Annotated in this window: 28 protein-coding genes; 10 read left to right on the forward strand and 18 right to left on the reverse strand. The window is 64.7% G+C overall.

The annotated features are described in order from the left end of the window. Positions 1–109: 109 nt before the first annotated feature. The 5 genes from BRA471DRAFT_RS32755 (at position 110) to BRA471DRAFT_RS32775 (ending at position 4,902) form a co-directional block, all read left to right on the forward strand. Positions 110–364, forward strand: coding sequence for a hypothetical protein (locus BRA471DRAFT_RS32755; protein ID WP_007597166.1), 255 nt, complete (start codon positions 110–112; stop codon positions 362–364). Between the two features lie 666 nt (positions 365–1,030). Further along, positions 1,031–2,173, forward strand: a complete 1,143-nt coding sequence (locus tag BRA471DRAFT_RS32760) for a type III PLP-dependent enzyme (RefSeq protein ID WP_007615165.1) — start codon at positions 1,031–1,033, stop codon at positions 2,171–2,173. A gap of 130 nt (positions 2,174–2,303) precedes the next feature. Continuing rightward, a complete protein-coding gene (locus tag BRA471DRAFT_RS32765; RefSeq protein ID WP_007615175.1) occupies positions 2,304–2,891 on the forward strand; it encodes a GNAT family N-acetyltransferase in 588 nt (195 codons plus the stop codon). A 134-nt stretch (positions 2,892–3,025) separates the two neighbouring features. Next, the gene (locus tag BRA471DRAFT_RS32770) at positions 3,026–3,415 is read left to right on the forward strand and encodes a RidA family protein (RefSeq protein WP_007615185.1); all 390 of its coding nucleotides are present in this window, start codon (positions 3,026–3,028) and stop codon (positions 3,413–3,415) included. Between the two features lie 44 nt (positions 3,416–3,459). Then, complete coding sequence (locus BRA471DRAFT_RS32775) at positions 3,460–4,902, forward strand: homospermidine synthase (protein WP_007615186.1); 1,443 nt, start codon at positions 3,460–3,462, stop codon at positions 4,900–4,902. A 211-nt stretch (positions 4,903–5,113) separates the two neighbouring features. On the opposite strand, the gene BRA471DRAFT_RS32780 is transcribed toward BRA471DRAFT_RS32775, so the two are convergent. From BRA471DRAFT_RS32780 to BRA471DRAFT_RS32830, 11 genes are all read right to left on the reverse strand, one after another. Continuing rightward, on the reverse strand, positions 5,114–5,449 hold the full coding sequence (locus BRA471DRAFT_RS32780) for a hypothetical protein (RefSeq protein WP_007597175.1): 336 nt from the start codon (positions 5,447–5,449) through the stop codon (positions 5,114–5,116). A 101-nt stretch (positions 5,450–5,550) separates the two neighbouring features. Beyond that, on the reverse strand, positions 5,551–6,267 hold the full coding sequence (locus BRA471DRAFT_RS32785; RefSeq protein WP_007615187.1) for an MgtC/SapB family protein: 717 nt from the start codon (positions 6,265–6,267) through the stop codon (positions 5,551–5,553). Positions 6,268–6,297: 30 nt separating this feature from the next. Then, on the reverse strand, positions 6,298–7,317 hold the full coding sequence (locus BRA471DRAFT_RS32790; RefSeq protein WP_007615188.1) for a WD40 repeat domain-containing protein: 1,020 nt from the start codon (positions 7,315–7,317) through the stop codon (positions 6,298–6,300). Then, entirely contained in the window at positions 7,317–8,366 is a 1,050-nt protein-coding gene (locus BRA471DRAFT_RS32795) for a GTP-binding protein (RefSeq protein ID WP_007615189.1), read from the reverse strand. Before BRA471DRAFT_RS32795 ends, BRA471DRAFT_RS32790 begins: the two co-directional genes overlap by 1 nt. 59 nt (positions 8,367–8,425) lie before the next feature. Next, the gene (locus BRA471DRAFT_RS32800; RefSeq protein ID WP_007615190.1) at positions 8,426–9,289 is read right to left on the reverse strand and encodes a metal ABC transporter solute-binding protein, Zn/Mn family; all 864 of its coding nucleotides are present in this window, start codon (positions 9,287–9,289) and stop codon (positions 8,426–8,428) included. A gap of 5 nt (positions 9,290–9,294) precedes the next feature. Continuing rightward, on the reverse strand, positions 9,295–10,164 hold the full coding sequence (locus BRA471DRAFT_RS32805; protein ID WP_007615191.1) for a metal ABC transporter permease: 870 nt from the start codon (positions 10,162–10,164) through the stop codon (positions 9,295–9,297). A gap of 6 nt (positions 10,165–10,170) precedes the next feature. After that, entirely contained in the window at positions 10,171–10,926 is a 756-nt protein-coding gene (locus BRA471DRAFT_RS32810) for a metal ABC transporter ATP-binding protein (protein ID WP_007615192.1), read from the reverse strand. Positions 10,927–10,928: 2 nt separating this feature from the next. After that, positions 10,929–11,177 carry a hypothetical protein gene (locus tag BRA471DRAFT_RS32815; protein ID WP_007615194.1) on the reverse strand — a complete coding sequence of 83 codons (249 nt, stop codon included), beginning with the start codon at positions 11,175–11,177 and terminating at the stop codon, positions 10,929–10,931. Between the two features lie 43 nt (positions 11,178–11,220). Then, positions 11,221–11,721, reverse strand: a complete 501-nt coding sequence (locus BRA471DRAFT_RS32820; protein WP_007615196.1) for a hypothetical protein — start codon at positions 11,719–11,721, stop codon at positions 11,221–11,223. Next, a complete protein-coding gene (locus tag BRA471DRAFT_RS32825) occupies positions 11,718–12,329 on the reverse strand; it encodes a permease (protein WP_007615198.1) in 612 nt (203 codons plus the stop codon). Before BRA471DRAFT_RS32825 ends, BRA471DRAFT_RS32820 begins: the two co-directional genes overlap by 4 nt. A 184-nt stretch (positions 12,330–12,513) precedes the next feature. Next, the gene (locus BRA471DRAFT_RS32830) at positions 12,514–13,110 is read right to left on the reverse strand and encodes a superoxide dismutase (RefSeq protein ID WP_007615200.1); all 597 of its coding nucleotides are present in this window, start codon (positions 13,108–13,110) and stop codon (positions 12,514–12,516) included. Positions 13,111–13,348: 238 nt separating this feature from the next. Here BRA471DRAFT_RS32830 and BRA471DRAFT_RS32835 point away from each other — a divergent pair, with 238 nt between their 5' ends. From BRA471DRAFT_RS32835 to BRA471DRAFT_RS32845, 3 genes are all read left to right on the forward strand, one after another. After that, a complete protein-coding gene (locus BRA471DRAFT_RS32835; protein WP_007615202.1) occupies positions 13,349–13,876 on the forward strand; it encodes a GNAT family N-acetyltransferase in 528 nt (175 codons plus the stop codon). A gap of 82 nt (positions 13,877–13,958) precedes the next feature. Beyond that, a complete protein-coding gene (locus tag BRA471DRAFT_RS32840; RefSeq protein ID WP_007615203.1) occupies positions 13,959–15,344 on the forward strand; it encodes an MATE family efflux transporter in 1,386 nt (461 codons plus the stop codon). Between the two features lie 107 nt (positions 15,345–15,451). Beyond that, positions 15,452–15,886, forward strand: a complete 435-nt coding sequence (locus BRA471DRAFT_RS32845; protein ID WP_088931444.1) for a DUF2147 domain-containing protein — start codon at positions 15,452–15,454, stop codon at positions 15,884–15,886. 4 nt (positions 15,887–15,890) lie between these two features. Here BRA471DRAFT_RS32845 and BRA471DRAFT_RS32850 read toward each other — a convergent pair whose 3' ends face one another. Then, a complete protein-coding gene (locus BRA471DRAFT_RS32850; protein WP_007615207.1) occupies positions 15,891–17,030 on the reverse strand; it encodes a DUF3095 domain-containing protein in 1,140 nt (379 codons plus the stop codon). A gap of 225 nt (positions 17,031–17,255) precedes the next feature. Here BRA471DRAFT_RS32850 and BRA471DRAFT_RS32855 point away from each other — a divergent pair, with 225 nt between their 5' ends. Then, on the forward strand, positions 17,256–17,633 hold the full coding sequence (locus BRA471DRAFT_RS32855) for a ribbon-helix-helix domain-containing protein (RefSeq protein ID WP_007615209.1): 378 nt from the start codon (positions 17,256–17,258) through the stop codon (positions 17,631–17,633). Positions 17,634–17,637: 4 nt separating this feature from the next. Here the strand turns inward: BRA471DRAFT_RS32855 and BRA471DRAFT_RS32860 are convergent, their stop codons facing one another. The 5 genes from BRA471DRAFT_RS32860 to BRA471DRAFT_RS32880 form a co-directional block, all read right to left on the reverse strand. Next, positions 17,638–17,853 carry a hypothetical protein gene (locus BRA471DRAFT_RS32860; RefSeq protein ID WP_007615211.1) on the reverse strand — a complete coding sequence of 72 codons (216 nt, stop codon included), beginning with the start codon at positions 17,851–17,853 and terminating at the stop codon, positions 17,638–17,640. Between the two features lie 126 nt (positions 17,854–17,979). Then, positions 17,980–18,702 (reverse strand): SDR family NAD(P)-dependent oxidoreductase, encoded by a 723-nt coding sequence (locus BRA471DRAFT_RS32865; RefSeq protein WP_007615213.1) that lies wholly within the window; start codon positions 18,700–18,702, stop codon positions 17,980–17,982. After that, positions 18,695–20,077, reverse strand: coding sequence for a class I adenylate-forming enzyme family protein (locus BRA471DRAFT_RS32870; RefSeq protein WP_007615215.1), 1,383 nt, complete (start codon positions 20,075–20,077; stop codon positions 18,695–18,697). The genes BRA471DRAFT_RS32865 and BRA471DRAFT_RS32870 overlap by 8 nt, the downstream gene beginning before the upstream one ends. Beyond that, the gene (locus tag BRA471DRAFT_RS32875) at positions 20,064–20,309 is read right to left on the reverse strand and encodes an acyl carrier protein (protein WP_007597226.1); all 246 of its coding nucleotides are present in this window, start codon (positions 20,307–20,309) and stop codon (positions 20,064–20,066) included. The genes BRA471DRAFT_RS32870 and BRA471DRAFT_RS32875 overlap by 14 nt, the downstream gene beginning before the upstream one ends. Before the next feature lie 141 nt (positions 20,310–20,450). Continuing rightward, on the reverse strand, positions 20,451–22,265 hold the full coding sequence (locus BRA471DRAFT_RS32880) for a long-chain-acyl-CoA synthetase (protein ID WP_007615217.1): 1,815 nt from the start codon (positions 22,263–22,265) through the stop codon (positions 20,451–20,453). A gap of 120 nt (positions 22,266–22,385) precedes the next feature. Between BRA471DRAFT_RS32880 and BRA471DRAFT_RS32885 the strand changes: the two genes are divergently transcribed. Then, positions 22,386–23,099, forward strand: a complete 714-nt coding sequence (locus tag BRA471DRAFT_RS32885) for a tripartite tricarboxylate transporter substrate binding protein (RefSeq protein ID WP_256379920.1) — start codon at positions 22,386–22,388, stop codon at positions 23,097–23,099. Positions 23,100–23,167: 68 nt separating this feature from the next. On the opposite strand, the gene BRA471DRAFT_RS32890 is transcribed toward BRA471DRAFT_RS32885, so the two are convergent. Further along, on the reverse strand, positions 23,168–23,449 hold the full coding sequence (locus BRA471DRAFT_RS32890; RefSeq protein WP_007615218.1) for a DUF3551 domain-containing protein: 282 nt from the start codon (positions 23,447–23,449) through the stop codon (positions 23,168–23,170). Position 23,450 lies beyond the last annotated feature (1 nt).

A 23,450-nucleotide genomic window follows, 5' to 3' on the forward strand; every position in this document is an offset into this window, starting at 1 on the left:
GTTGCGGCCAGCTATAGCACGCGATGGGGCTTTTTTGGGCCATTTGCCCTTGCTCCCGGCTGCCTTTTCGGGGAGATTGCGGCCCTCCAAGCCTAGGACCCCTGAGCTCATGAACGCGACCTCCTCGTCTTCCCGTCGGATCGTCTGGCCGAGCGTCATCACCGTCATCAGCGCCGCCATCCTGATCGGCGCCGAGGTGTTCGGCGCGGCGTTTGCCGGCGGCTGGGCGCTCGCGATCCTGTTCGGGCTGGGCGAGCAGGGCACGCATATCCTTCAGGCCGCGCTGTTTGCGCTCGGCGTGCTCGTGATGACTGCCTTCATCCGCGCCGCTCAGCGCGTCGAGCCGTTCACGAAGCGCGGCTGACACTTCCTCGCGCCCGAGACACGCGCGCAGAAACTTAACGCGCGTTCATCTTCCGCGTCGCTCGCGCAACACTTCGCAAGCAGATGTTAGGCAATTCTGCTCGCAGCCTAAAAAATCTCTTGCGAACCAGAGTCAAAACACTTATGTGCGGATTGCCCAATTTCGCACGTGCCTGTGGTCGTGTGTCAGTCGGTAGGTATCCGGACAAGAGGCCGGACAGCCGCCAAGGGGTGAAGAAGCCGAGGGGCTCTTCGGAAGTGTGGAAGTCGGAAGGCTCTTAGCCGGAAGACGAAAGCAAACCCGGAGCGTCCAGCATCTCTCTCAAAGAGATGCCTTGTCGAAGGTGACTTTGCTCTTTGCAACCGTGACTGGCAGCCGGAGGCGAACCGGCGCACCCCGCTCTCAACGGGGGACGCGACTTAAAGCAACGACGGATCGGGCTTTTTTGGTCTCTACCGGCAGTCCAACGCCGGCGCGGGCTACTGAAAAGGCTTGTCCTTCATTGCCAGGTGTGCGGGCGGGAACATTCCCAACCAATCCACGGCAGCACAGTCTGATGTGAGTCTTTGGCTCGTCGCGCCTCCATCGCGCGATCTGGCCGGAGCGCTCTTATCCGACGTCATTTTTTGAACGGATCCCCGTCGCTGGGCCGTTTGGGAGAGTGCTATGACCGACCGTATCCAGGAATTCCTGCGCAACCGCCGCAGCGAGGGCCTCGACACCGAACCGTGCCTCGTCGTCGACCTCGAAGTCGTGCGCGACAATTACCAGACCTTTGCCAAGGCGCTGCCCGACAGCCGCGTGTTCTATGCCGTCAAGGCGAACCCGGCGCCGGAAGTGCTGGCTTTGCTCGCCTCCATGGGCTCCTGCTTCGACACCGCGACGGTCGCCGAGATCGAGATGGCGTTGGCCGCCGGTGCGACGCCCGACCGCATCTCCTTCGGCAACACGATCAAGAAGGAGCGCGACATCGCGCGCGCCTTCGCGCTCGGCATTCGGCTGTTCGCGGTCGATTGCACCGCCGAAGTCGAGAAGGTCGCCCGTGCCGCGCCCGGCGCAAAGGTGTTCTGCCGCATCCTCTATGACTGCGCCGGCGCCGAATGGCCGCTGTCGCGCAAGTTCGGCTGCGACCCGGAGATGGCCGTCGACGTGCTCGATGTTGCCAAGCGTCTGGGCCTGGAGCCGTGCGGCATCTCCTTCCATGTCGGCTCGCAGCAGCGCAAGGTGAAGGCGTGGGACCGTGCGTTGGCGATGGCCTCGCAGGTGTTCCGCGACTGTGCCGAGCGCGGCATCAACCTGACCATGGTCAACATGGGCGGCGGCTTCCCGACCAAGTACCTGAAGGACGTGCCGCCGGTGGTGACCTACGGGCGCTCGATCTTCCGCGCGCTGCGCAAGCACTTCGGCAACCAGATTCCGGAGACCATCATCGAGCCGGGCCGCGGCATGGTCGGCAACGCCGGCATCATCGAATCCGAAGTCGTGCTCATCTCGAAGAAGAGCGACGAGGACGAGGTGCGCTGGGTCTATCTGGACATCGGCAAGTTCGGCGGTCTCGCCGAGACCATGGACGAGTCGATCCGTTACGCCATCCGCACCCCGCATGACGGCGCGGACATGACGCCGTGCGTGCTCGCTGGCCCGACCTGCGACAGCGCCGACGTGCTGTACGAGAAGAACCCGTATCCGCTTCCGGTGACGCTCGAGATCGGCGACAAGCTGCTGATCGAAGGCACCGGGGCCTATACGTCAACCTACTCGGCGGTGGCGTTCAACGGCATCCCGCCGCTGAAGACCTACCACATCTGATCCGCCTCTCGTCTGAGGCCTGACGAACCCGGGAGCCGGCTTGCCGGCTCCCTCCCTGACATTTCGATCTGACGACGCCTTGGACCGGCGTGCTTTGCGCACGTCGGTTTCAAGCGGGGACTGACGCGCCATGACTGCTCTTCGGAAGACACAGGTTGACCCCACCTCGAAAGCCGCTCCGTTCGCGATCCGCAGCGAGCGTGCTGCCGACGTTGCGATGCGTGAAGTGCTGCTCGATGCGTCCTTTGGCGAGAACCGCCATGGCCGCACCTGCCAGCGCCTGCGTGACGGACGCGCACCCGCTGCCGGCCTTGCGCTGGCCGCGATGCGCGAGGGGAAACTCGTGGGAACCGTGCGGCTGTGGCACGTCAGCGCCGGAGGCAGGCCCGCTCTGGTCCTCGGACCGCTGGCGGTGGACCCTGCCTGCCGCGAGCTCGGGATCGGCGCCGCGCTGATGCAACAAGCGCTGGCTGCCGCCCGGGCGCGCGGACATGCCGCCGTGATCCTGCTCGGCGACGCCCCTTACTACGCCCGCTTCGGATTCTCGCATGAGAGGACCGGCGAGCTGTCGCTGCCCGGCCCGTTCGAGCGCGACCGCCTGCTGGCGATCGAATTCCAGGCCGGTGCGCTCGATGGCGCCGCGGGGATGATCGTCCCGACTGGCGCGACCCTGCCCAAACGGAGGGTAGTTCGCGGCCTCGAGGCGCGCGCGGCGTAAGGGATTGCCATGATCGCAATACCAAAGCCGCGCCGAGCGGAGATGCTCGCGCGTGCCCTTTGCTTTAGGGTTGCGCGGGGCTGAGAAACGCCCTTTAACCCGCCAAACGCCCCCTTCAGTCGAGGCCCACGACCATGTCCCGTCGCCTGATCTCCACCGGCTCTCCGCTTGAGAAGACCGTCGGCTACAGCCGCGCCGTGATCGACGGCGAGTTCGCCTTCGTCGCGGGAACCACAGGCTATGACTACACAACGATGACGATGCCGGCCGATGTCACGAGCCAGTCACGCAACTGCTTCAAGACCATCGAAGCCGCCCTGCAGGAGGGCGGATTCGAGATGGCCGATATCGTCCGTGCGACCTATTACGTCACCGACGCCAGCTATATCGATGCCCATTTCGCTGTCTGCGGCGACGTTCTCGGTGACATCAGGCCGGCCGCGACCTTGCTGGTCGTCAGCGGCCTCGCCAAGCCCGAGATGAAGGTCGAGATCGAAGTCACCGCCAAGCGCCGTAACGCTTGATCCCCCATCCTTTGTTCGCCAGCACGTTCCGGAGAAACCATCCCATGAGCCCCGCCTCGCAGATCTACGCGAAGATCACCGGTCCCATCGTCATGGTCGGCTTCGGCTCCATCGGCAAGGGCACGCTGCCGCTGATCGAGCGGCATCTCGACTACGACAAGTCGCGCGTCACCGTGATCGATCCCAAGGACGAGGGTCGCAAAGCGCATTGCGAGAAGCACAATGTGCGCTTCATCCAGAAGGGCGTGACCAAGGACAATTATCGGGAGTTGCTGACCCCGCTGCTCACTGAAGGCGGTGGCCAGGGCTTTTGCGTCAATCTCTCGGTCGACACCGGCTCAACCGACATCATGGAGCTCTGCAACGAGCTCGGCGCTCTCTATATCGACACCGTCAACGAGCCCTGGCTCGGCTTCTATTTCGATTCGTCGAAGGGCCCGGAGGCGCGCTCCAACTACGCCCTTCGCGAGGCGACGCTGGCCGCCAAGAAGGCGCGCCCCGCGGGCTCGACGACGGCCGTCTCCTGTTGTGGCGCCAATCCCGGCATGGTCTCGTTTTTCGTGAAGCAGGCGCTGCTCAACGTCGCCGCCGATCTGAAGCTCAATGCCCCCAAGCCGAAAACCAAAGCCGAATGGGCGGACTTGATGCGACAAGCCGGCATCAAGGGCATCCACATCGCTGAACGCGACACCCAGCGCTCCAAGAAGCCGAAAGAGCCGGATGTCTTCGTCAACACCTGGTCGGTGGAAGGTTTCCTGTCGGAAGGCGTGCAGCCATCAGAACTCGGCTGGGGCACTCATGAAAAATGGATGCCCGAAAATGCGCGGACTCACGAAGCCGGCTGTGGCGCTGCCATCTATCTGATGCAGCCCGGCGCCAACACACGCGTGCGCACCTGGTGCCCGACCCGCGGCGCGCAGTATGGCTTCCTCGTCACCCACAACGAGTCGATCTCGATCGCCGACTATTTCACCGTGCGCGATGCATCGGGCACGGCGGTCTATCGGCCGACCTGCCACTACGCCTATCATCCGGCTGACGATGCCGTGCTGTCGCTGCACGAGATGTTCGGCCGCGCCGCGAAGATGCAGGAAAAGCACCACATCCTCGACGAGAACGAGATCGTCGACGGTATCGACGAACTCGGTGTGCTGCTGTTCGGCCATGACAACAACGCCTACTGGTACGGCTCGCAGCTCTCCATCGAAGAGACCCGCAAGCTCGCGCCCTATCAGAACGCCACCGGCCTGCAAGTGACGTCCGCCGTGCTCGGCGGCATGGTGTGGGCGCTCGAAAACCCGAACGAGGGCATCGTCGAAGCCGACGAGATGGATTTCGATCGTCTGTTGGAAATCCAGCTGCCGTATCTCGGCCCGGTGAAGGGCTTCTACACCGACTGGACGCCGCTGACGGATCGTCCGGGACTGTTCCCGGAAGATATCGACACGAGCGATCCCTGGCAGTTCCGGAACGTTCTGGTGCGGTGAGGGACCGTCGCGCCTCGCCCACTGCTGTCATGCCCCGCGACCCGGCTACGCCAAGGCTTCGCCGAGGTTGAGGTCCAGGCGCGCCGAAGCTTTAGCGTAGGTGGCAGGCGGGCATCCAGTACGCCGGCCTCTCCGTATCCACGCACAGCCTCTGGAATACTGGATCGTCCGCCTTCGCGGACGATGACAGCGTTCGCGGAGGATGCAGAACCTACTTCCTCTCGATCGGCGGCGCGATCTTCTCGGCCGGCGCCGGCGGCAATGCTGGTTTCGCCGCGCCCGCAGCGCCCTGCGTCTGCGGGTCGGGCCGCGCCGGCTCCGGGGCGGGCGTGGTCGGCCGGTCGCCGCCGGGCTTGGCTTCCGCGGGCTTGTTCTGATCGTCGGACGGCGTGCCCTGAAGCGGTTGCGTCGCCTGGGCGGTCTGCATCCGGGTCTCGGCGCGGATTTGCGCCAGCGACATGCCTGACACCACAACGCCGGCTGCGAACAGCGAGCAGGCGACCATCAGGTCGAGCTTCAGTCTGCGCTTGTCATATTGGCCGGGCATGTCGATCACCGCCTTTGTCCTCGGGATCAACGAAATCGCCGGTCTGCGGTTCCCTGCCAATGGCCGCCGGAACCCGACGCCTGCGCGCCCCATCGCCGCGCTCAATCCGTGGTGCTGACTTCCCAGGTGGCGTGGCGGACGCCGGGGAGGTGCTGGAGATCGGTCGCCACCGCATTCAGTTCGTTCGGATCGACGGCGGTCGCGACCAGCTTTGCCACGATCTCGATCAGATCGTCCCCGGTTTCGACCATGTCGATATCGGCCACCAGATATTTTGCGCCCTCAAGCTTCTCGACCAGCCGGTCACGCATGTCGGGCAAAGCGTCCGGTGCGACCGCGAGCTTGAAGTAATAGGTCGCCTCGGAGGTCTTCTCGTTCAATGGGATGCGGTTGATGGCGTTGACCAGCGGCCGCAGCATGGTGTTCCCGGCAATCACGAACACCGTCAGCGCCGCGGCCTGCGCGACCATGTCGGCGCCGGCGCAGGAGCCGACCGCAGCCGAAGCCCAAAGCGTCGCCGCGGTATTGAGCCCGCGCACGTCCATGCCCTGCTTCATGATGACGCCGGCGCCGAGGAAGCCGATGCCCGAGACGACGTAGGAGATCACCCGCACCGCGCCGTCAGCGCCGGTCAGGTGCATGGCGAGATCGACGAAGGCGGCGGCGCCGACCGCGACCAGCACATTGGTACGCAGGCCCGCGGTGCGCTGGCGATACTGCCGCTCGGCGCCGATCAGTGTGCCCAGCACGAAGGCCGTGAACAGGCTGACCAGCGTGTCCGCAAAGTCAGCGATCTGGAAGGTCGTCAGAAACCGCATGGCCCCATCTACGGTCAGAACGATGACAGCTTAAAGCTCCAGCAGACCGCCGTCGCCATTTTCGTCGGCGAACGCCAGCAGAGTCCCCTTGGCGTTCCAGGCGAGCGCGGCCACCGGCGGGGTGCCATTGCGGCGGACCAGGATCTCGGCACCGTCCTCCAACCGCACCATCAGCACGGTGCCGTCGCTGTAGCCGGCCGCGAAGATGTCGTTCCTTGGATGGCAGGCGACGACCGACACGCGCGCCTGCAGCGGCGCGAGCATCGCGGGCTCCTTGCCCATCGGGCCGTCCTTGCTTGCGAAAGGCCACAGGATGACGGTGTCGGCGCCCGAGGTCGCCAGCGCCTTGCCGCCCGCGCTCCATGACATCGAGCGGACGCGGCCGGGATAGCCGGTCATGCGCATGTGCCTGTTGTCGGCAAGCCGCCAGCCGTGCAGAGCCGATTCATGCATCGTGGTGACCAGGAATTTGTTATCCGGGCTGAAAGTGACGCCGAGATGCGAGCCGGCCCAGGGCAGGAATTCGGCCGATCCCGCCATGTTGGGAAACCACAGCGTCGCGCCGTTGTAATGGGCAATCGCGAGACGCTGGCCCTTCGGCGCAAACGCGAGGCCGCCCACGGTCGAGGGCACCTCGAGCGACTTCTCCTCGCCCTTGCCGCTCTTGAAGAAGGCGGTCTTGCCGGCCGACCAGGCGTAGGCACCATCCGGATGCAGCGCCACTGCATCGATCCAACGCCGCTTCGGGTCAGTCGCAAGCAGCGTCACTTCGCCCTTGGTGTCGAGCGACACGACTTTTCCATCGTCGCCGCCCATCACGAGGCGCTTGCCATCGGAGGCGGCCGAGAGAATGCCGCCGCTGTGCACGGCGACCTTGCTGATCTCGCCCTGGCCATCCACGAACGCGACATTCTCCTCGCCGCCGACGAAGGCGGCGCGGTTGCCAAGGAAATGCACGGAGGTCACGACCATCCCGAGCGCGAGCGGCTTGACGCGCTCGGTGACGGAGACGATCGAGGCGGAATCGGCGGGTGGCGTAAACTCTTTCATCACGAGACGATGCAGCTCTCAAAACCCTGGCGAATGAGGTCTTGCGGCAATTCGCGGCCGATGAAGACGAGGCGGCTCTCGCGCGGCTCGCCGTCCTTCCACTTCCGCTGGTGGTTGCCCTCAAGCATCATGTGGACGCCCTGGAAGACGTAGCGGTCGTCGTCGTCGTGGAAGGCGAGGATGCCCTTGGAGCGCAGGATCTTGCCGCCCTCCACCTGCACCAGATTCTGGAGCCATGGCATGAACACGTTCGGATCGAGCGGCTTGTCGGTCTTGAGCGACAGCGACTGCATGTCCTCGTCGTGATAGTGCTTCAGGCCGTGGCCGTGATCATGATCGTGATGATGATCGTGACCGTGGTGATGATGATCATGGTCGTGGTCATGATCCTCGGCATTCAGGAAGTCCGGCTCGATGTCGAGGATGCGGTCGAGGTCGAAGGCGCCGCGGTCGAGCACGTCGGCCAAAGCCACCGAGCAGCGCTCGGTGCGGTGCAGCTTCGCATAGGGGTTGATGGCGCGGATGCGGGCCTCGACCTCGGCCAGCTCACCCTTGGTGACGAGATCGGTCTTGTTCAGCACGATGACGTCGGCAAAGGCGATCTGGTTCTTGGCCTCGGGCGCGTCCTTGAGACGGTCGGACAGCCATTTGGCGTCCGCAACCGTGACCACCGCGTCGAGGCGCGCGTTCTTCTGCACGTCCTCGTCGACGAAGAAGGTCTGGGCCACCGGTGCCGGATCGGCAAGACCGGTGGTCTCGACGATGATGGCGTCGAACTTGCCCTTGCGCTTCATCAGGCCTTCCATGATGCGCACGAGATCGCCGCGCACGGTGCAGCAGATGCAGCCGTTGTTCATCTCGAACACTTCCTCATCGGCGCCGATGATGAGGTCGTTGTCGATGCCGATCTCGCCGAATTCATTGACGATGACGGCGTACTTCTTGCCATGGTTTTCCGACAGGATGCGGTTCAGCAGCGTGGTCTTGCCGGCACCGAGATAGCCGGTCAGGACGGTCACGGGAATTTTTGGGGCGGTCGCTTCAGACATAACAACTCCGGACTTCGGGCTTTTCGCGCGACGCGAGGCGGGGCGGGGTGGCCCCTGCCCTAGTGGTCAAGCGCGCTGGTCAGGGCCTTTATATTGTGCCTGACCATATCAATGTAAGTGGGTGCAGGCCCCTTTTCGCCGGTCAAACCGTCCGAAATCAGGGTCCCGCCGACTTTTGAGCCGGTCTCCGCCGCGATCCGCCGGATCAGCCGGTCGTCGCTGATATTTTCCAGGAACACGGCTGGTATTTTTTGAGCCTTGATCTGGCCGATGATGGTGGCGATGTCCCGCGCGCTGGGCTCGGTTTCCGTGGAGACGCCGAGCGGCGCGATGAACTGGACGCCGTATTCGGCGGCGAAATAGCCGAAGGCGTCATGGGTCGAGATCACCTTACGCCGCTCCTGCGGGATTTTGGCCACGGCTTCGCGGACCTCGCGGTCGAGCGTTTCGAGCTTTTCCAGATAGGCCTTGGCCTGGGCGCGGAAGAACTCCGCATCATCAGGGTCGGCCGCGGCCAGCGCATTGGCGATGTCGGTGACGTAGACCTTCGCGTTGGGGACGGACTGCCAGCCATGCGGGTCGGCGGCAGAGCCGAGCTTGAGCGGCGCGATGCCGGCGCTCGCGGTGATCACCTGCGCCTTGCTGCCCGAGGACTGCACGAGCCGCGGCAGCCAACCCTCAAGGCCAAGTCCGTTGACGATGACCAGCCTTGCGTCCGCGATCCGCTTCGCATCGCTTGGTGCGGGCGCGTAGACATGGACGTCGCTGTCGGCTCCGACCAGCGTCGTCAGATTGATCCGGTCGCCGCCGACATTGCGGACGAAATCGGCGAGAATCGAGAAGCTCGCGACGACCTTGAGCTGCTCTGCGCCATGCAGCGGCGAGGCAATCAGCAAAAGCACACAAAGCAGGATGCGCCGCATCGCTGTCACGCTTCCAGATGCCGGCCGGGAAATAGTTGCCTGACGACACCGCCGACCCGACCGAACAGGACGGAGACGGTGTAGAGCGCGCTCGCCACCAGAATGATCGCAGGGCCCGACGGCACACGGGTCTGGAACGACAGCACGAGACCTGCATAGCCGGAGACGGCGGCAGCGACGACCGCGATGCAGATCATGACGGTGAGATCGCGCGACCAGAACCGCGCGATGCCGGCCGGGAGGATCATCAGACCGACCGCGAGCAGCGTGCCGAGCGCCTGAAAGCCGTTGACGAGGTTGATCACGACCAGCGCGAGGAAAGCCAGATGCGCAGGCCCGCCAGCCCGACTCACGGTGCGCAAGAACAAGGGATCGACGCTCTCGATCACCAGCGGCCGGTAGATCACGGCGAGCACCAGCAGCGTCACCGTGGCGTTGAAGGCGACGACCAGCAGCGTCTGGTCGTCCATCGCGAGAATATTGCCGAACAGCACGTGCAGCAGGTCGATGTTGGTGCCCTTGATCGAGACGATAGTCACGCCCAGCGCCAGCGAGGCCAGATAGAAGGTCGCGAGCGAGGCATCCTCCTTCAGCCCGGTCGAGCGCGCGACGAGACCTGCGAGGATCGCGACGGTAAAACCTGCGATCAGGCCACCGGCCGTCATCGCGAACAGATTGAGACCCGAGAGCAGGAAACCGACAGCGGCGCCGGGAAGAATTGCATGCGCCATGGCGTCGCCGACCAGGCTCATCCGCCGCAGCATCAGGAACACGCCGATCGGTGCCCCCGCGAGCGACAGCGCGATGACGGCCGCGAGCGCACGTCGCATGAACTCGAATTCGGTGAACGGGCCGATCAGCGCGTCATAGAGCATCGGATATCAAGCCGCACGTGAGCGGGCATCATCGGCCGAGCAGGCGGCGGCGCTGTCGTCGAAGGCTTCGCACATCCTCATTGCGACCATCAGATTTTCCGGCGTCAGCACTTCCGCCGTCGGCCCCCACGCCACGGGCCCGCGCGCCAGCACCAGCGTCTCGCTGAAATGGGTGCGCACCATCTCCATGTCGTGCAGTGCGGCGAGCACGGTGCGGCCCTCGCCATGCCAGTGCTTCACCAGCGCCAGCAGATCGGCCGTGGTCTTGCTGTCGATGGCGTTGAAGGGCTCGTCGAGTACGATCAGCCGGGCGTCCTGGAGCAGCACGCGCGCGAACAGCACGCGCTGCATCTGGCCGCCCGAGAGTGTGCCGATCGGGCGGTTTTCGAAACCGTTGAGCCCAACGGAAGCGATCGCGCGGAGGATCTTTTCGCGCGCCGCCTTGCCGATGCCGCCGAACAGGCCGGTCCCACGCCACAGCCCGGTGGCAACGAAGTCCAGCACCGAGATAGGGAAGCTGCGGTCGATCTCCGCACTCTGCGGCAGATAGGCGATATCGCGGCTGTCGAGCCCGCCGATATGGATGCTGCCGTCGAGCGGCTTGAGGATGCCGACGATGCCCCGCAGCAGCGTCGACTTGCCGGCGCCGTTCGGGCCGATCACGGCCAGCAGCGCGCCCGGCGCGACCTCCCCGTTGAGGTGGTGCACGGCCGGATGGCGGTCATAGCCGAGCGTAACGTTGTGGAAATGCAGCGCCGCCATGGTCACCTCATCGCCAGGAAGACCACGCCCCAGAGCACGGCGCAGACCGCGAGCGCGGCCGCGAGGCGGGCGGCCATCGTCATGCGCAGGATCGACCAATGCGCCGCCTGAGCCGGATGCGGAGAGGCCGCATCGTGGACATGGGCGTGGGTGTTATGCGCGTGGGTGTGATCGTGTCCATGCGAATGCCCGTGGTCATTGGAATGGCCATGATGGTCGTGATGATGGGCTGGGGACGCGGCGGGAACCATGTCGGAACGTTATATTATAACGTTACCCCTGTCCACGCCGGGCTCAGGGCTTGCCGATCACCATGGCGATGGCGGCGGCGACGAACGGGAACGGCACCGAGACTGCGCAGCGGAACCAGACGAAACGGGCCGGCATGAACGGAATTTCCCACAAAATTACCCGTTGGAAGGCAAACAGCGCCCAGGCGACGACATAGGCAACCACCTGCGGCACCCCACCGCCTGATTTCAGCGCCACCGTACCGATGGAGAAGCCGATCACCGGGCCGCCGGGCGTCGCGGCCCCGGCGATCACGGCCGTCGCGACCCCGAGCCAGCCGCTGTCCGGGCCGAGCCAGCCGCTGATCACCTCCTGCGGGATGATGGCGGCGATGTAGCCGGAGCCGATCACCCCCAGCGCGATCCGCGGCACGATGTTGATGAAGTCCATCGAGCCTTCGCGCAGCGAGGCCTTGAACACCGGTGGGCCGCGGCGAAAGGCGATCAGGCCGACGCCGAACACCGAGCCCCACAACAGGATGTCGATCAGAAGCGCGGCGCTCAATTCTCATCGTCCTTCAGGGCCCACTTCGGATAAAGCCGGACATAGACGAAGCGGCCGAGCGCGCCTGCGAGCACCGGCAACGGCAGCGAGATGACAATGCGCCACAATGTGAAGTCGGTCCCCATGATCGGGATTTCCCAGGCCACTGCCCGGCCATAGCCGATCAGGGTCCAGCTCACGACCATGGCGATGGTGGCACCGAAATCGGCGCCGACCGCGAGCAGCGCACTCGCCACGGGATAGGCGGTGAAGGGACCGCCGGGCAGGATCGCGCCGAAGGCGGTACCGATCAGAAGGCCTTTCAGGCCCGATTTCGGCCCGAGCGCGCGCGAGACTTTCTCGTGCGGCAGGATCTCGGAGATGAACGCACCGAGCAGGCAGCCGGCCAGCACGCGCGGCAGGATGCCGCTGAACAGCGAGAGATCGTGGGTCAGGATGTCGAGAACACCGTCGGTGCCGTCACGCCGCCAGACCAGACCCGCGCTCACCGCCACCAGCGCTGCGATGATGATGGTCGACCAGCCGATCGGCTTGCGCACGCGACCCGGCCGTGGCTCGGAGTCCGCGTCCTCGGCGGGCGCCGGGTCTTTCGGGGAGGGTTCTGACAACGGGCGCGTTCGGCTCGAGGGTGATGCCCGTCCTGATTAAGGGCGCCGCAGATGCGATGCAAACAGTACGATGACGGGAGCGATGCACACGTCGCGCAGGGCCATGCGGGCGAAGTGCGAATTCCGCACAGCAAAAAGGCGGCCGCACGAGCGACCGCCTTTCGCTATTCCGATGAGGCTTAACTCAGGCCTTGTCGAACAGGGACTCGACGTATTCCCAGTTCACGAGGTTCTCGACAAACGCCTTCAGATAGTCGGGACGGCGGTTGCGATAGTCGATGTAGTAGGAGTGCTCCCAGACGTCGCAGCCGAGGATCGGGGTGGCGCCGTGCACCAGCGGATTCTCGCCGTTCGGGGTCTTGGCAATCTCGAGCTTGCCGTTCTTGACCTGGAGCCAGCACCAACCGGAGCCGAACTGGCCGACGCCGGCCGCCTGGAAGTCCGTCTTGAACTTCTCGAACCCGCCGAGGTCCTCGTTGATCTTCTTCTCGATCTTGCCCGGCAGCTTGGTGCCGCCGCCATTGGGCTTCATCCAGCTCCAGAAATGGATGTGGTTGTAGTGCTGGCCGGCATTGTTGAACACCGCAGGGTTCTTGCCGAACGAGCCCTTGACGATCTCCTCAAGGGACTTGCCTTCCCATTCGGTGCCCTTGAGCGCGTTGTTGCCGTTGGTGACATAGGCCTGATGATGCTTGTCGTGGTGGAATTCGAGCGTTTCCTTCGACATGAATTGCCCGAGGGCGTCATAGGCGTAGGGGAGTGGGGGCAGCGTAAAGGTCATGGGTGTTGTCCGCGACTGATGGGGGAACGAGACTTAACGGTCACCCCTTATAGAAGGTTCCGTGGCCGTTAAATACCGCGAATTTTCCAAAAGGCATGGTACGGCGGCTTGGCCGGATTGCATAAAATCGCCGCAAGGATGTCGGGCGTTTCAACCGGGCCGTAAAATATCATTGCCTTTGAGATGCTTATGGCAGAACGAAACGCACCGGCGGCGCGGAGATGCGAAAGAGAGAGCGATGAGCATCGAGATCGACATTTTGAACGGCGACGCCTCTTGGCGAATGGCGCAGCCGCTGCATCAGGCGGTCTTCGGACCTGATATCGTCGCGAAGCAGCCTTGGGCTCACGTCAAATGGGCCAATGCCGACCTGCGCGTGCTGATCGAGACGCCCGAGGATGGTCTCGTCTGCCATGTCGGCATCTATTTCCGTACCGTCACCTGGAACGGGCAGAAGGTTCACATCGGCGGCATCGGCGGCGTCTGCACGCGGGAGGACCGGCGCGGCCGCGGCTATGCGACCATGGCGATCGACGCCGCAGTGCATACCATGCGCGCCAACGAGGCGGTCCGCTTCGCGCTGCTGTTCTGTGAGCCGCACAATGTCGCGTTCTACGAGGCCCGCAGCTGGCTCCCCTTCAAGGGCGAGGTCTATTGCGAGCAGCCGGAGGGGCGGATCCGCTTCACCCACATGGCGCCCTATGTCTGCAACATCGTCAGCGCGCCGACGCTGGGCACCATCGACCTCTGCGGCCTGCCTTGGTGAGCCCTGCGTGAAGCGAGGCTGGCGCCGGCGCCGCACGCCCTGTAATATGTCGATCATCATCCAATATTCCGCGCGGTGACACATGACGATCGACGCCTCCCTGGACGCCGTGCCGCCGCCTGCCCCGGTCGCCTCCCCCATCGCCAGCTTGCTGACGGCACCGATCCTGCCGACACTGCTGCGGCTTGCGATCCCCAACATGATCGCGATGGTCGGCAGCACGCTGGTCGCGATTGCCGAGACCTCCTATATCGGCCGGCTCGGCACCATCCCGCTCGCAGCGATCGCGCTGGTGTTTCCGTTCGCCATGCTGACACAGATGATGAGCGCGGGCGCGATGGGCGGCGGCGTCTCGTCTGCGATCAGCCGCGCGCTCGGCGCAGGCGATCGGACCCGTGCGGCGACGCTGGCGCTGCACGCCGCCATCATCGGCCTCTGCGGCGGGCTTTTCTTCACGGTGACCATGCTCGTCTTCGGCCGCTCCTTCTTCATGCTGCTGGGCGGGCGCGAGCGTGTACTCGAGGAAGCCAGCGGCTATTCGCAAATGCTGTTCTCCGGCGCGGTCGCGATCTGGCTCGTCAACACGCTGGCCTCGGTGATCCGCGGCACCGGCGACATGCGTCTGCCCTCGATGGCGCTGATCGGGACGAGCGTGCTCCAGATCGCGCTCGGCGGCACGCTGGGGCTTGGCCTGTTCGGCGTGCCGCAATTCGGCATGCCCGGTGTCGCCGCCGGTCAGTTGATCGCGTTCACCTGCGCTGCGATCTTTTTCCTCTGGTATCTCTGGTCCGGCCGCAGCCGGCTGCCGCTGGACTTCCGCGCCTTCCATTTCGATCGCGCGCTGTTCTTCGACATCCTCAAGGTCGGCGCGGTCGCCTGCCTGTCGCCGCTCCAGACCGTGCTCACCATTTTGATCTTCACCAAGATCCTGGCGACCTTCGGCACCGAGATGCTGGCAGGTTATGGCATCGGCTCGCGACTGGAATTCTTGCTGATCCCGATCACCTTCGCCTTCGGCATCGCATCGGTGCCGATGGTCGGCATGGCGATGGGCGCCGGCCAGGTGAAGCGCGCGCGGCGCGTGGCCTGGACCGCGGCCGCGGCCTCGGGAATCACGGTCGGCCTGATCGGCCTCGTCATCGCGCTCGATCCGTCACTGTGGGTTTCGCTCTTCACCAGGGATCCCGGCGTCGCCGCCGCCGCGCACAGCTATTTCCACTGGGCAGGCCCGACCTTCGTGTTCTTCGGCATGGGCGTATCGCTGTATTTCTCCTCGCAGGGCGCGGCGCGGGTCGGCGGTCCCGTGCTCGCCTCCACCGCGCGGCTTCTGATCGTCGCGATCGGCGGCGGCACCCTCATGATGGCGCAGGCTCCAGCCTGGACCCTGTTCGCCCTGGTCGGCGGCGCCATGATGGTGTTCGGGCTGTCGACCGCAGGTTCGGTCGCCTTGGTGCGCTGGGGCAAATGAGCGCAGGTCATTGCACGCAGGCAAATAAACGCAGGAATGTGATTCCATCCAGCGTTGCACTGTCCTGCTAGGCTGCTATGGAGGCGCTCCACTTCGGGGCTCTCTCCATGACTTCCAGATTCGCTGCTCTCATCGTCCTTCTGGCTGCGCTCCTCGGCGCGACTGCCGCCCATGCGCAGAGCGCCGACGGGACCTGGCTGACCCAGGCCGGCGATGCCCGCGTCAAGATCAGCAAATGCGGCAGCGGCATCTGCGGCAATGTCGTCTGGCTGCGTGAACCCCACGACACCGCGACCGGCCAGCCCGCCTCCGACAGCAAGAATCCCAATCCCGCCCTCGCCAGGCGCCCGATGATCGGCTTGCCATTGTTCAGCGGCATGCAGCCTTCAGGGCCGAACAAATGGTCGGGCCAGATCTACAATGCCGACGACGGCAGCACCTATGCGAGCAGCGTTACGGTGACATCAGCGGATTCACTGCGGGTCGAAGGCTGCGTCGGCGCGCTCTGCGGCGGCGAGACCTGGACGCGGGCGGGGCGCTAGCGCTTCACGCCGTCATCGCCTTCAGCGCCGTCGCAGCCGAGGCGTAGCCGCCCCGCGCACCGTCGATGAAATGGACGTGGTCACTGCGGAGCGCCGACGGGGTGAAGCAGGTCATCATCGCAGCGTCCTGCTGGTAGAGGCCGTAACGTACGATGCCGTCGCGCGCGGCAGTCGCGAGGCGATCGCTGAGGGCGCGTTCGAGCTCGGGCGTACAGTCGAGGATCATGCGCAGGCCGTCGTCATATTTTCGGAAATCGGAGTTCTCCACGACCTGCCGTGTATAGAACTTCGGCACGAAGCCGCCGACCTTGAGATCGAAGCGCATGATCAGATAGACGAAAAGCGTGTAGGCCAGCACGCTGGCGCGGCGTGCGAACAACGGACCTCCGCGCTTGGTGCGCGCCTCATATTCCAGCCCCTGTGGCGGCCATGTCAGCGGCGGCCCTTGTGGCGGCACGGGCCGACCGGCATCCGGACTGCGCTCGACGAGATGGATGATGTCCTCGATCACGTTGCGGAATACCGAGGGATCGGCGCCCTGGGCCGGCATCACCAGCACGGACAGGATCAGGCCACGCGCCGCCGGAATCACCTCGAAGCGGCAGGACAGGCCGGAGAGATCGGGCTGCGTGCCCGCGGGCGCTTCGGGTATCGCAAACTCGCCGCGCTTCATCGCAGCGTCCGCCCAGGCGAGCCCGCCGCCCGAAAACATCGCGTAGGACAAATTGGCCGACGGACCGAAGCGCGCGACGCGCACGTCGAAGCCCTGCGCGCGAATGGCGCTCACCGGCACCAGCGCGACGCGCATCCGCAAGTCGAGATCTTCCCGGACCCAGGTCGCGGTCGCAGCCAAAGCCTCGCGGGCCAGTTCGAGATCATTGGGCGCGATCGCAAAACTCGCGCCGTCGCCGCCGAACACAAAGGGAAATTCGCGTCCCTCCAATGCGTTGGTCACGGCCGCGATCACGGCGGCACCGGCCATGTTCACAGCCTTGTAGCGCTGCGCCGCGATAGCCTTGGTCGAATCCACGATGTCGGCAACGCCGACGCTCCAGTCGTCGGGCAGCGGCGAATACAAAGCGGGGTCCATCAGGCTGGTGAAGCCGCGAAAGACCGGAATGCCGCTATAGAACGCTGATGTCATCGGATGATGCCGGATGGTTGGGACGCACGTCCAAAGAGACATACGTAGAAGAATCGGTTCGGGTTCGCCAGGCGCGCGCCCTTGCAACCATTGGCCGAAATGGACCGGGACAACAAGATGAAGGCGCGCTGCAATGCCACAGAAGGTCATTGATCGGCATCAAACAGCTGCGCGCAAATGGCGTCTAGTCTCGATGATCTGACATGGTAGCGAGGGAACATCGACGTGTCCGACTCCGACAGGAAGGACCCCATCGCTCCGGTAAGCCGGCACACTGGGCGTGATCCGATCAGCGCGGTGAAGATGCCGGAAAGCCTGACCGCCGCCGTCGATAGTTGGGCCGAAACCCATCACCTGTCGCGCTCGGATGCCATCCGTCAGCTGGTCGAGCTGGGCCTGAAGGTCGCGCCCCCGGCACTCCCGCCAGGGCACCCGCTCGCTTCGGATGCCACCAGGATCGAAAAGCTTGCGGTGCATGAACTCGAGGGACTGCTCGATCCTGCCCTGTCTGAAGACGAACGCGAGCGCCGGATCCGCCGCCTCACCGACGGCCCGCCGGAGTTCTCACACGAACGGATTGACCTGCCGAAGCACCGGACCTGAATGTCTAGTGCAGCTTCTCGTCCTGACGCTTGCGCAGCGCGGATGAGGGTACGTCGTGGCAACCGACCAGACGCACGAATTTCTGCGGATACATTTCGTGACCGTGGTCACCGGAATTTTGGTGAGACATCGGCTCGCAGTGAACGGGCTGGCAGTGAACGTCGCTTTGCTGTGCGCAAGATGGCTTTGCCGACGCCTTGTCCAGGCTCGAAGCGGTCATGGACTGCTCCCTATCGATTAGGGCAGATCGATTGACGTAAACCCAATCGATTGCGCGGCATCTTACGACCAAATCCGGATGATGTCATTGCGCCGGATCAATGCAATTGTGGCGACGGAGTTCCGGCTACGCCGTGTTGCCCGCGTCGACCGTAAACACGGTACCCGTCACATTGCGGCCGCCCTCTCCCAGCAAATATTCCACCATCCGCGCGACGTCGTCGGTCTCCGGCAGGCGGCGTAGCGCGCTGCGGCCGGCGATGCGCTTGCGGCTGTCGTCGGACAGGTTGTGCGTCAGCTCGGTGTCGATGAAACCGGGCGCGATCGCGTTCACGGTGATGCCGAGCTTGCCGACCTCGCGCGCGAGCGAACGGGTGAAGCCGGTAGCGGCGGCCTTGGTCGCACCGTAAACGGAGAGGCCGTTATAGCCGGTGGTCGCAATGATCGAGGAGATGTTGATGATGCGGCCGGCGCCGTCGGCCATCATCTGGCGCGCCACATATTTGGTGAGAATGATCGGCGACAGCACGTTGAGCTGTACCAGCGCCTCGATCTCGGAATTGTGCATGGTCGCCAGCAGGCCTTCGGTGCCGAGGCCGGCATTGTTGACGAGGCCGTAGATCGGGCCGAATTCATCGCGCACGAGTTTTGCGAAAGCGGGAATCGCATCGATCACGGCGAGGTCGCAGGCGCGGAAATGCAGGCGGCCCTCCGACCCGGCAATCGCCGCCTTGAGCTCGTCGCTCTCGCGCCGCGCCGCCGCGATCACGTTGTAGCCGCCATCAACAAGCCGCTGGCCGATCGCAAGGCCGATGCCGCGGCTACCACCCGTGACGAGAACATTATGCATCGGTGCGCGCCAGTTTGCCGGCCGGGGTGACGTCGAGCGCCTCGACGAAGCGGATCACCGCCGGCACCTTGTGGGACGCGAGCTGCGCGCGGCACTGATCCAGGATCTGGTCGCGGATCTCTTTCGCGCGCGCCGGATCGGTGCCGTCGGCGAGGATCACGTCCGCGACGACGATGCCGCCGGTGATCGGGCTCCTGCGTGACTTCGCCCGCGACATCCGCACGTCGGGATGACGGTTGATCACCGCCTCGATCTCTTCGGGGTGAACCTTCAGCCCACCGATATTGATGATGCCGCCGCGGCGGCCGACGAAATAGTAGCGGTCGCCACGCAATTCTACGATATCGCCGCTATCGACATACCCGTCTGCATCGGTGAGCGCAGCCGCGTCGCGGCCGATGTAGGCGTGCGCCGTGCGCGTCGAGCGGATACGTAGCGAGCCGTCGACGACCTTCATTTCGACGCCGTTGCGGTTGCCGAGATAGTCCGCCGGAAAGCCTTCCAGCCCGTCATTGACGGCAAAGCCGACGCCGGCCTCGGTCGATGCATAGGCATGGCCGACGGAGGAATTCGGGAACGCCGCTTTCAGGCCGTCCAGCACCGCCTGGTCGGCGATCTCGCCGGAGAGGCGGACGTAACGCGGCGCGAATTGCGCGACCGAGCCGCTCATCAACAGCTTGCGCCAGTGCGAGGGCGTGCCGGAGATGTGGGATACGCCGCGCGCGTTCAGCCGCGTAACGTGATCGCCGAGGGCCTCATGCGGATCGGATAGCACCATCGAACCGCCGGAGAGGACGGCGCGGAGGAATATCTGCAGGCCGCCATAGCGGCGGATGTCGTAGAACGTCGCCCATACCGGCGCGGGTCCGCGCGCCGGGCCTTCGGCGACGATGGCGCCGGTGAGTGCTTCCAGTGTATGGCCGACGATTTTCGGCACGCCCGACGTGCCCGAAGTCAGCATCAGCCATTCCGTGGCGCGTTCGGTCCTGGCCGGTGCGGTGGCCTGAAGCGGCAGTTGTGCGGTGACGACCAGCGGCACGCCAGTCTCTGCCCAGCAATCGGGCTCGTCGGTGATGACGGCATCGACCCCGGCATCCGCCATCAGCGTGTCGAGATGCGCGGGGTTGAGATCGGGCGGACACAGCAGCATGCGGCGGGCAATACCGTCGAGCTCGATCATGGCAAGGCCCGATCGGAGCTGGTCGGACACTTTCAGCAGCACCGCGCGCCCGGACAGCTCGCCCAGGCGGCCACCCAGGACCGTCTGCGACAGGACATCGGTCAGCGACACGACATGGTGCGCATCCGACAGAGCGCGGCCCGTCAGCTCCGCGCCGAGATGGTCGCGAAGCGCAAAGATCTCACGCGGGGACATTTTCGTAGGCCCGCACGAAATCGCCCACGGTGGCGGGGAACGCTGCGTCCTCGGAGATGGTGAAGGGGTCGACGCCGGTCTCGTCCTCGAGGCGCGCCACCAGGATGGCGAAGGCGAGCGAGTCGAAGCCCGTCTCGTGCAGGGACAGATCGTCCGAGAGCGCGGGAAGCGCGACGTGCTGCTCCTTGGCGATCTGCTGGATCGCTTCAATGACCTTAGACCGTACCGACATGGCTGGCTCGCTTCTGTTGTCGTTCGTGTTGCGGCGGTTCTTGATGACCGCCTCCCTTGGCCGTTTGTTTACCCGACAGAAGTAAATGGCTTCTTGGACAATTCGGATAAAATTGGACCTATCTGGCGAATTTTCGCGCGGCTAGAGCCGGATCGTACCATCGTTGATTTGCGCATACGTCTCCGCGTCCAGCGCGACATAGGCGCCGGTCTTCGGGTCCAGCATGAACAGCGGATCGGAGACCGCGCCCGGATCAAATCCCTCGCGCACGAGCTCGCCCTTTTTCTGCTTGAAGGTCTCGGTCGCATCGAGCTCGCGCGAGATGCGTATGAAGACGGGGTGAGCATAGGCCGGCAGGCGCTGTGCGAAGTGGGCGGGCAGCACCTCGACGGCAAAGCCCTCGTTCACCACGATCGCGCTCATGCCGGCGCGCCCATCGGTGCCGGGGATGCTGACGCCGTAGGTGGTGGCATCGATCACGCCGGTGAAATCGCGCACGGCGTCGTTGACCTCCGAGGTCGCGACGTTCTCGCCCTTCCAGCGAAAGGTGTCGCCGATGCGGTCGACGAAGTGGAAGAAGCCCTTCTCGTCGAGCCGCATCAGATCGCCGGTGCGAAACCAGGAATCGCCCCTGGCAAAGACATCGCGCAGGATCTTCTTCTCGGTCTCGCTCGCCTCGGTGTAGCCCTCGAAGCGACCGCCGCCCTCGTCCGCCGTGCCGATGCGGCCTATGGCTTCGCCGGCCTCGCCACGCGCGCAGGCGATACAAAATCCCCCTGCATTGCGCAGCGGCGCGCCGTTATCGGGGTCGAGCCTGACGAGACCGGCAGGGAAACGATGCGCGAGCAGCGGCGGAATGCGGCCGATCGCGCCGGGCTGGCCCTCGACGTTGAACAGCGAGAAATTGCCTTCCGTCGCCGCGTAGAATTCGAGGATGCGCGGAATGGCGAAACGCCCCTGAAAATCGTCCCAGATGTCACCGCGAAGGCCGTTGCCGCAGACGATTCGCAGGCGATGCCGGTTCTCGTATTCCGAGGGCGGCGCCTTGAGCAGGTAGCGGCAGAGCTCGCCGATATACTGAAACAACGTGCAGTCGTGGCGCACGATGTCGGGCCAGAAATTCGAGGCTGAGAATTTTTCCGCGATCACCACCGAGCCGCCGGCAGCGAGCATGCTGCATGGTGCGACGATGCCGCCGACCGAGTGGAACAGCGGCAAGCAATCGTAGAGCCGATCCTGCGGCGTCGCGCTGGTGAGGCCGGCGAACCAAAAGCCCCAATTGAGGATGCGGCGGTGGCTGATGCTGGCGGCCTTCGGAAGGCCGGTCGTCCCGGACGTGTAGATCAGCAGGGCCCTGTCGTCGATGGTGACGTCGCCACGCTCGTCCGGCGAAAGCGGCCCGTCACAGAGGGCGGCGAGCGCGACATCGATCGCGCGTTCGCTGCGGGCATCGCCATGGGTCCAGACCTTTGCTTCCGTTTTCAGGTGCGGCGACGCGCCATCCAGCGCATCCTTGAGCTCGTGCGCGACAATGATGTGAGCGGGCTTTGCTACTCCGATGCAATGCGCGAGCGACTGGCCGACGAGCTTGGTGTTGATCAGCGCGACCACGCCGCCGACCCGGCTGATGCCGAGCCAGGCTGCGACATAGTCGATGCCGTTCGGCATGATCAGCGCGACAGTGTCGCCCTTGGCCACACCGGCCGAGCGCGCCCACCGCGCGTAACGATTGATGCGTTTCGAGAGCCCCTCATAGTCGAGGCTCGCGTCATCGGTGGCCAGCGCAATGCGATCGGGCTGGCGCTGCGCCCAATCATCGACGACATCGGCGAACAGCCGGCCCGGCAACGTCTCGATCCGTGCGGTGAGCTCGATCGCCTTCAGCCAAATTTTCGAAGCCGAAGGTGCGCGCGGAGCTTTCGGTTGCTCGATGACGCCGGTTGTCATGCCGTTCATTCTTTCGGAACGTGTCTGCTGGTTCCCGGCAGCTTAGCTCGCACGCCCTGCCCAGGTGTTAAGAGACAAGGTAAAAGCGGGTTAGTGCGCGATTAACTCTAGTCATCCTTTACCAAACCGGTGGGATCGGCGTGCGCGGTGACCTCGACCGCGAACGCCATCAACGCCTCGTTCGACCCGGCGCTGCCGCATGATTTCGCCAGGGACATCGCGCCGGTCGCCGGCCTCGCGCGAATTCCGCTGGTGCTGGTCGTCAACAACGACCTGCCGGTGACCAGCGTCGCCGACTTCATCGCCTACGCCAAGGCCAATCCCGGCAAGATGTCGATCGCCTCTTCCGGCATCGGTACCTCGCTGCATCTCTCCGGTGAGCTGTTCAAGTCGCTGGCCGGCGTGCAGTTCACCCACGTGCCCCATCGCGGCTCGGCTCCCGGATTGACCGACGTGATGAGCGGCCAGATCCATGGCATGTTCGACAACGTCACTTCATCCTTCGAGCTCGTGCGCGCCGGCAAGCTGCGCGCGCTCGGCGTCACCACGCGCGAGCGCTCGGAGATTCTGCCGGACGTGCCATCGATCGCGGACACGCTCGCCGGCTACGAGACGAGTTCGTTCTACGGTGTCGGCGCTCCGCACGACACGCCGCGCGAGATCGTCGACCTGCTCAATCGCGAAATCGCCGCCGCGCTGTCCGATGCGGAGATCAAGTCCCGCATCGCCGGGCTCGGCGCGGTCCCATTGCACGGCAACGCCAACGCGTTCGGCTGCATGCTGACCGCAGAAACCGAGCGCTGGCGGAAGGTGGTAGAGCTGTCGGGGATCAAGAAGGAATAGCGCGCGGCATCTGCCCGCAAGGTGGACCAAGGCACGGCCATGAGAACCGCACCGGCAGTCACCTACCGCTACTGTTGCACCTTCTTGTGACGCCGGCGAGGCGGCACCGGTTCGTTGAAGGCGAAATAGGGATTGAGATCGCAGGTCGCGGCAAGCCCCGATGCCGTGGCACGGCATTGCGGCAACGAAGTGAAGGTGCAGTCAAAGTAGTCACCGCCCCCACCCCCCAAACCGCCGCCGGTGTAGCGGTGCATGCATACGGGATAGGCCGGATCGTACCGCTGCGCGCCGGCATCCGCTACGCCCAGCAGCGTGAAGATCGCAGTGAGGGTCAGGAACGGCTGGCGCATG

This window comes from Bradyrhizobium sp. WSM471, assembly GCF_000244915.1.
Classification (GTDB): domain Bacteria; phylum Pseudomonadota; class Alphaproteobacteria; order Rhizobiales; family Xanthobacteraceae; genus Bradyrhizobium.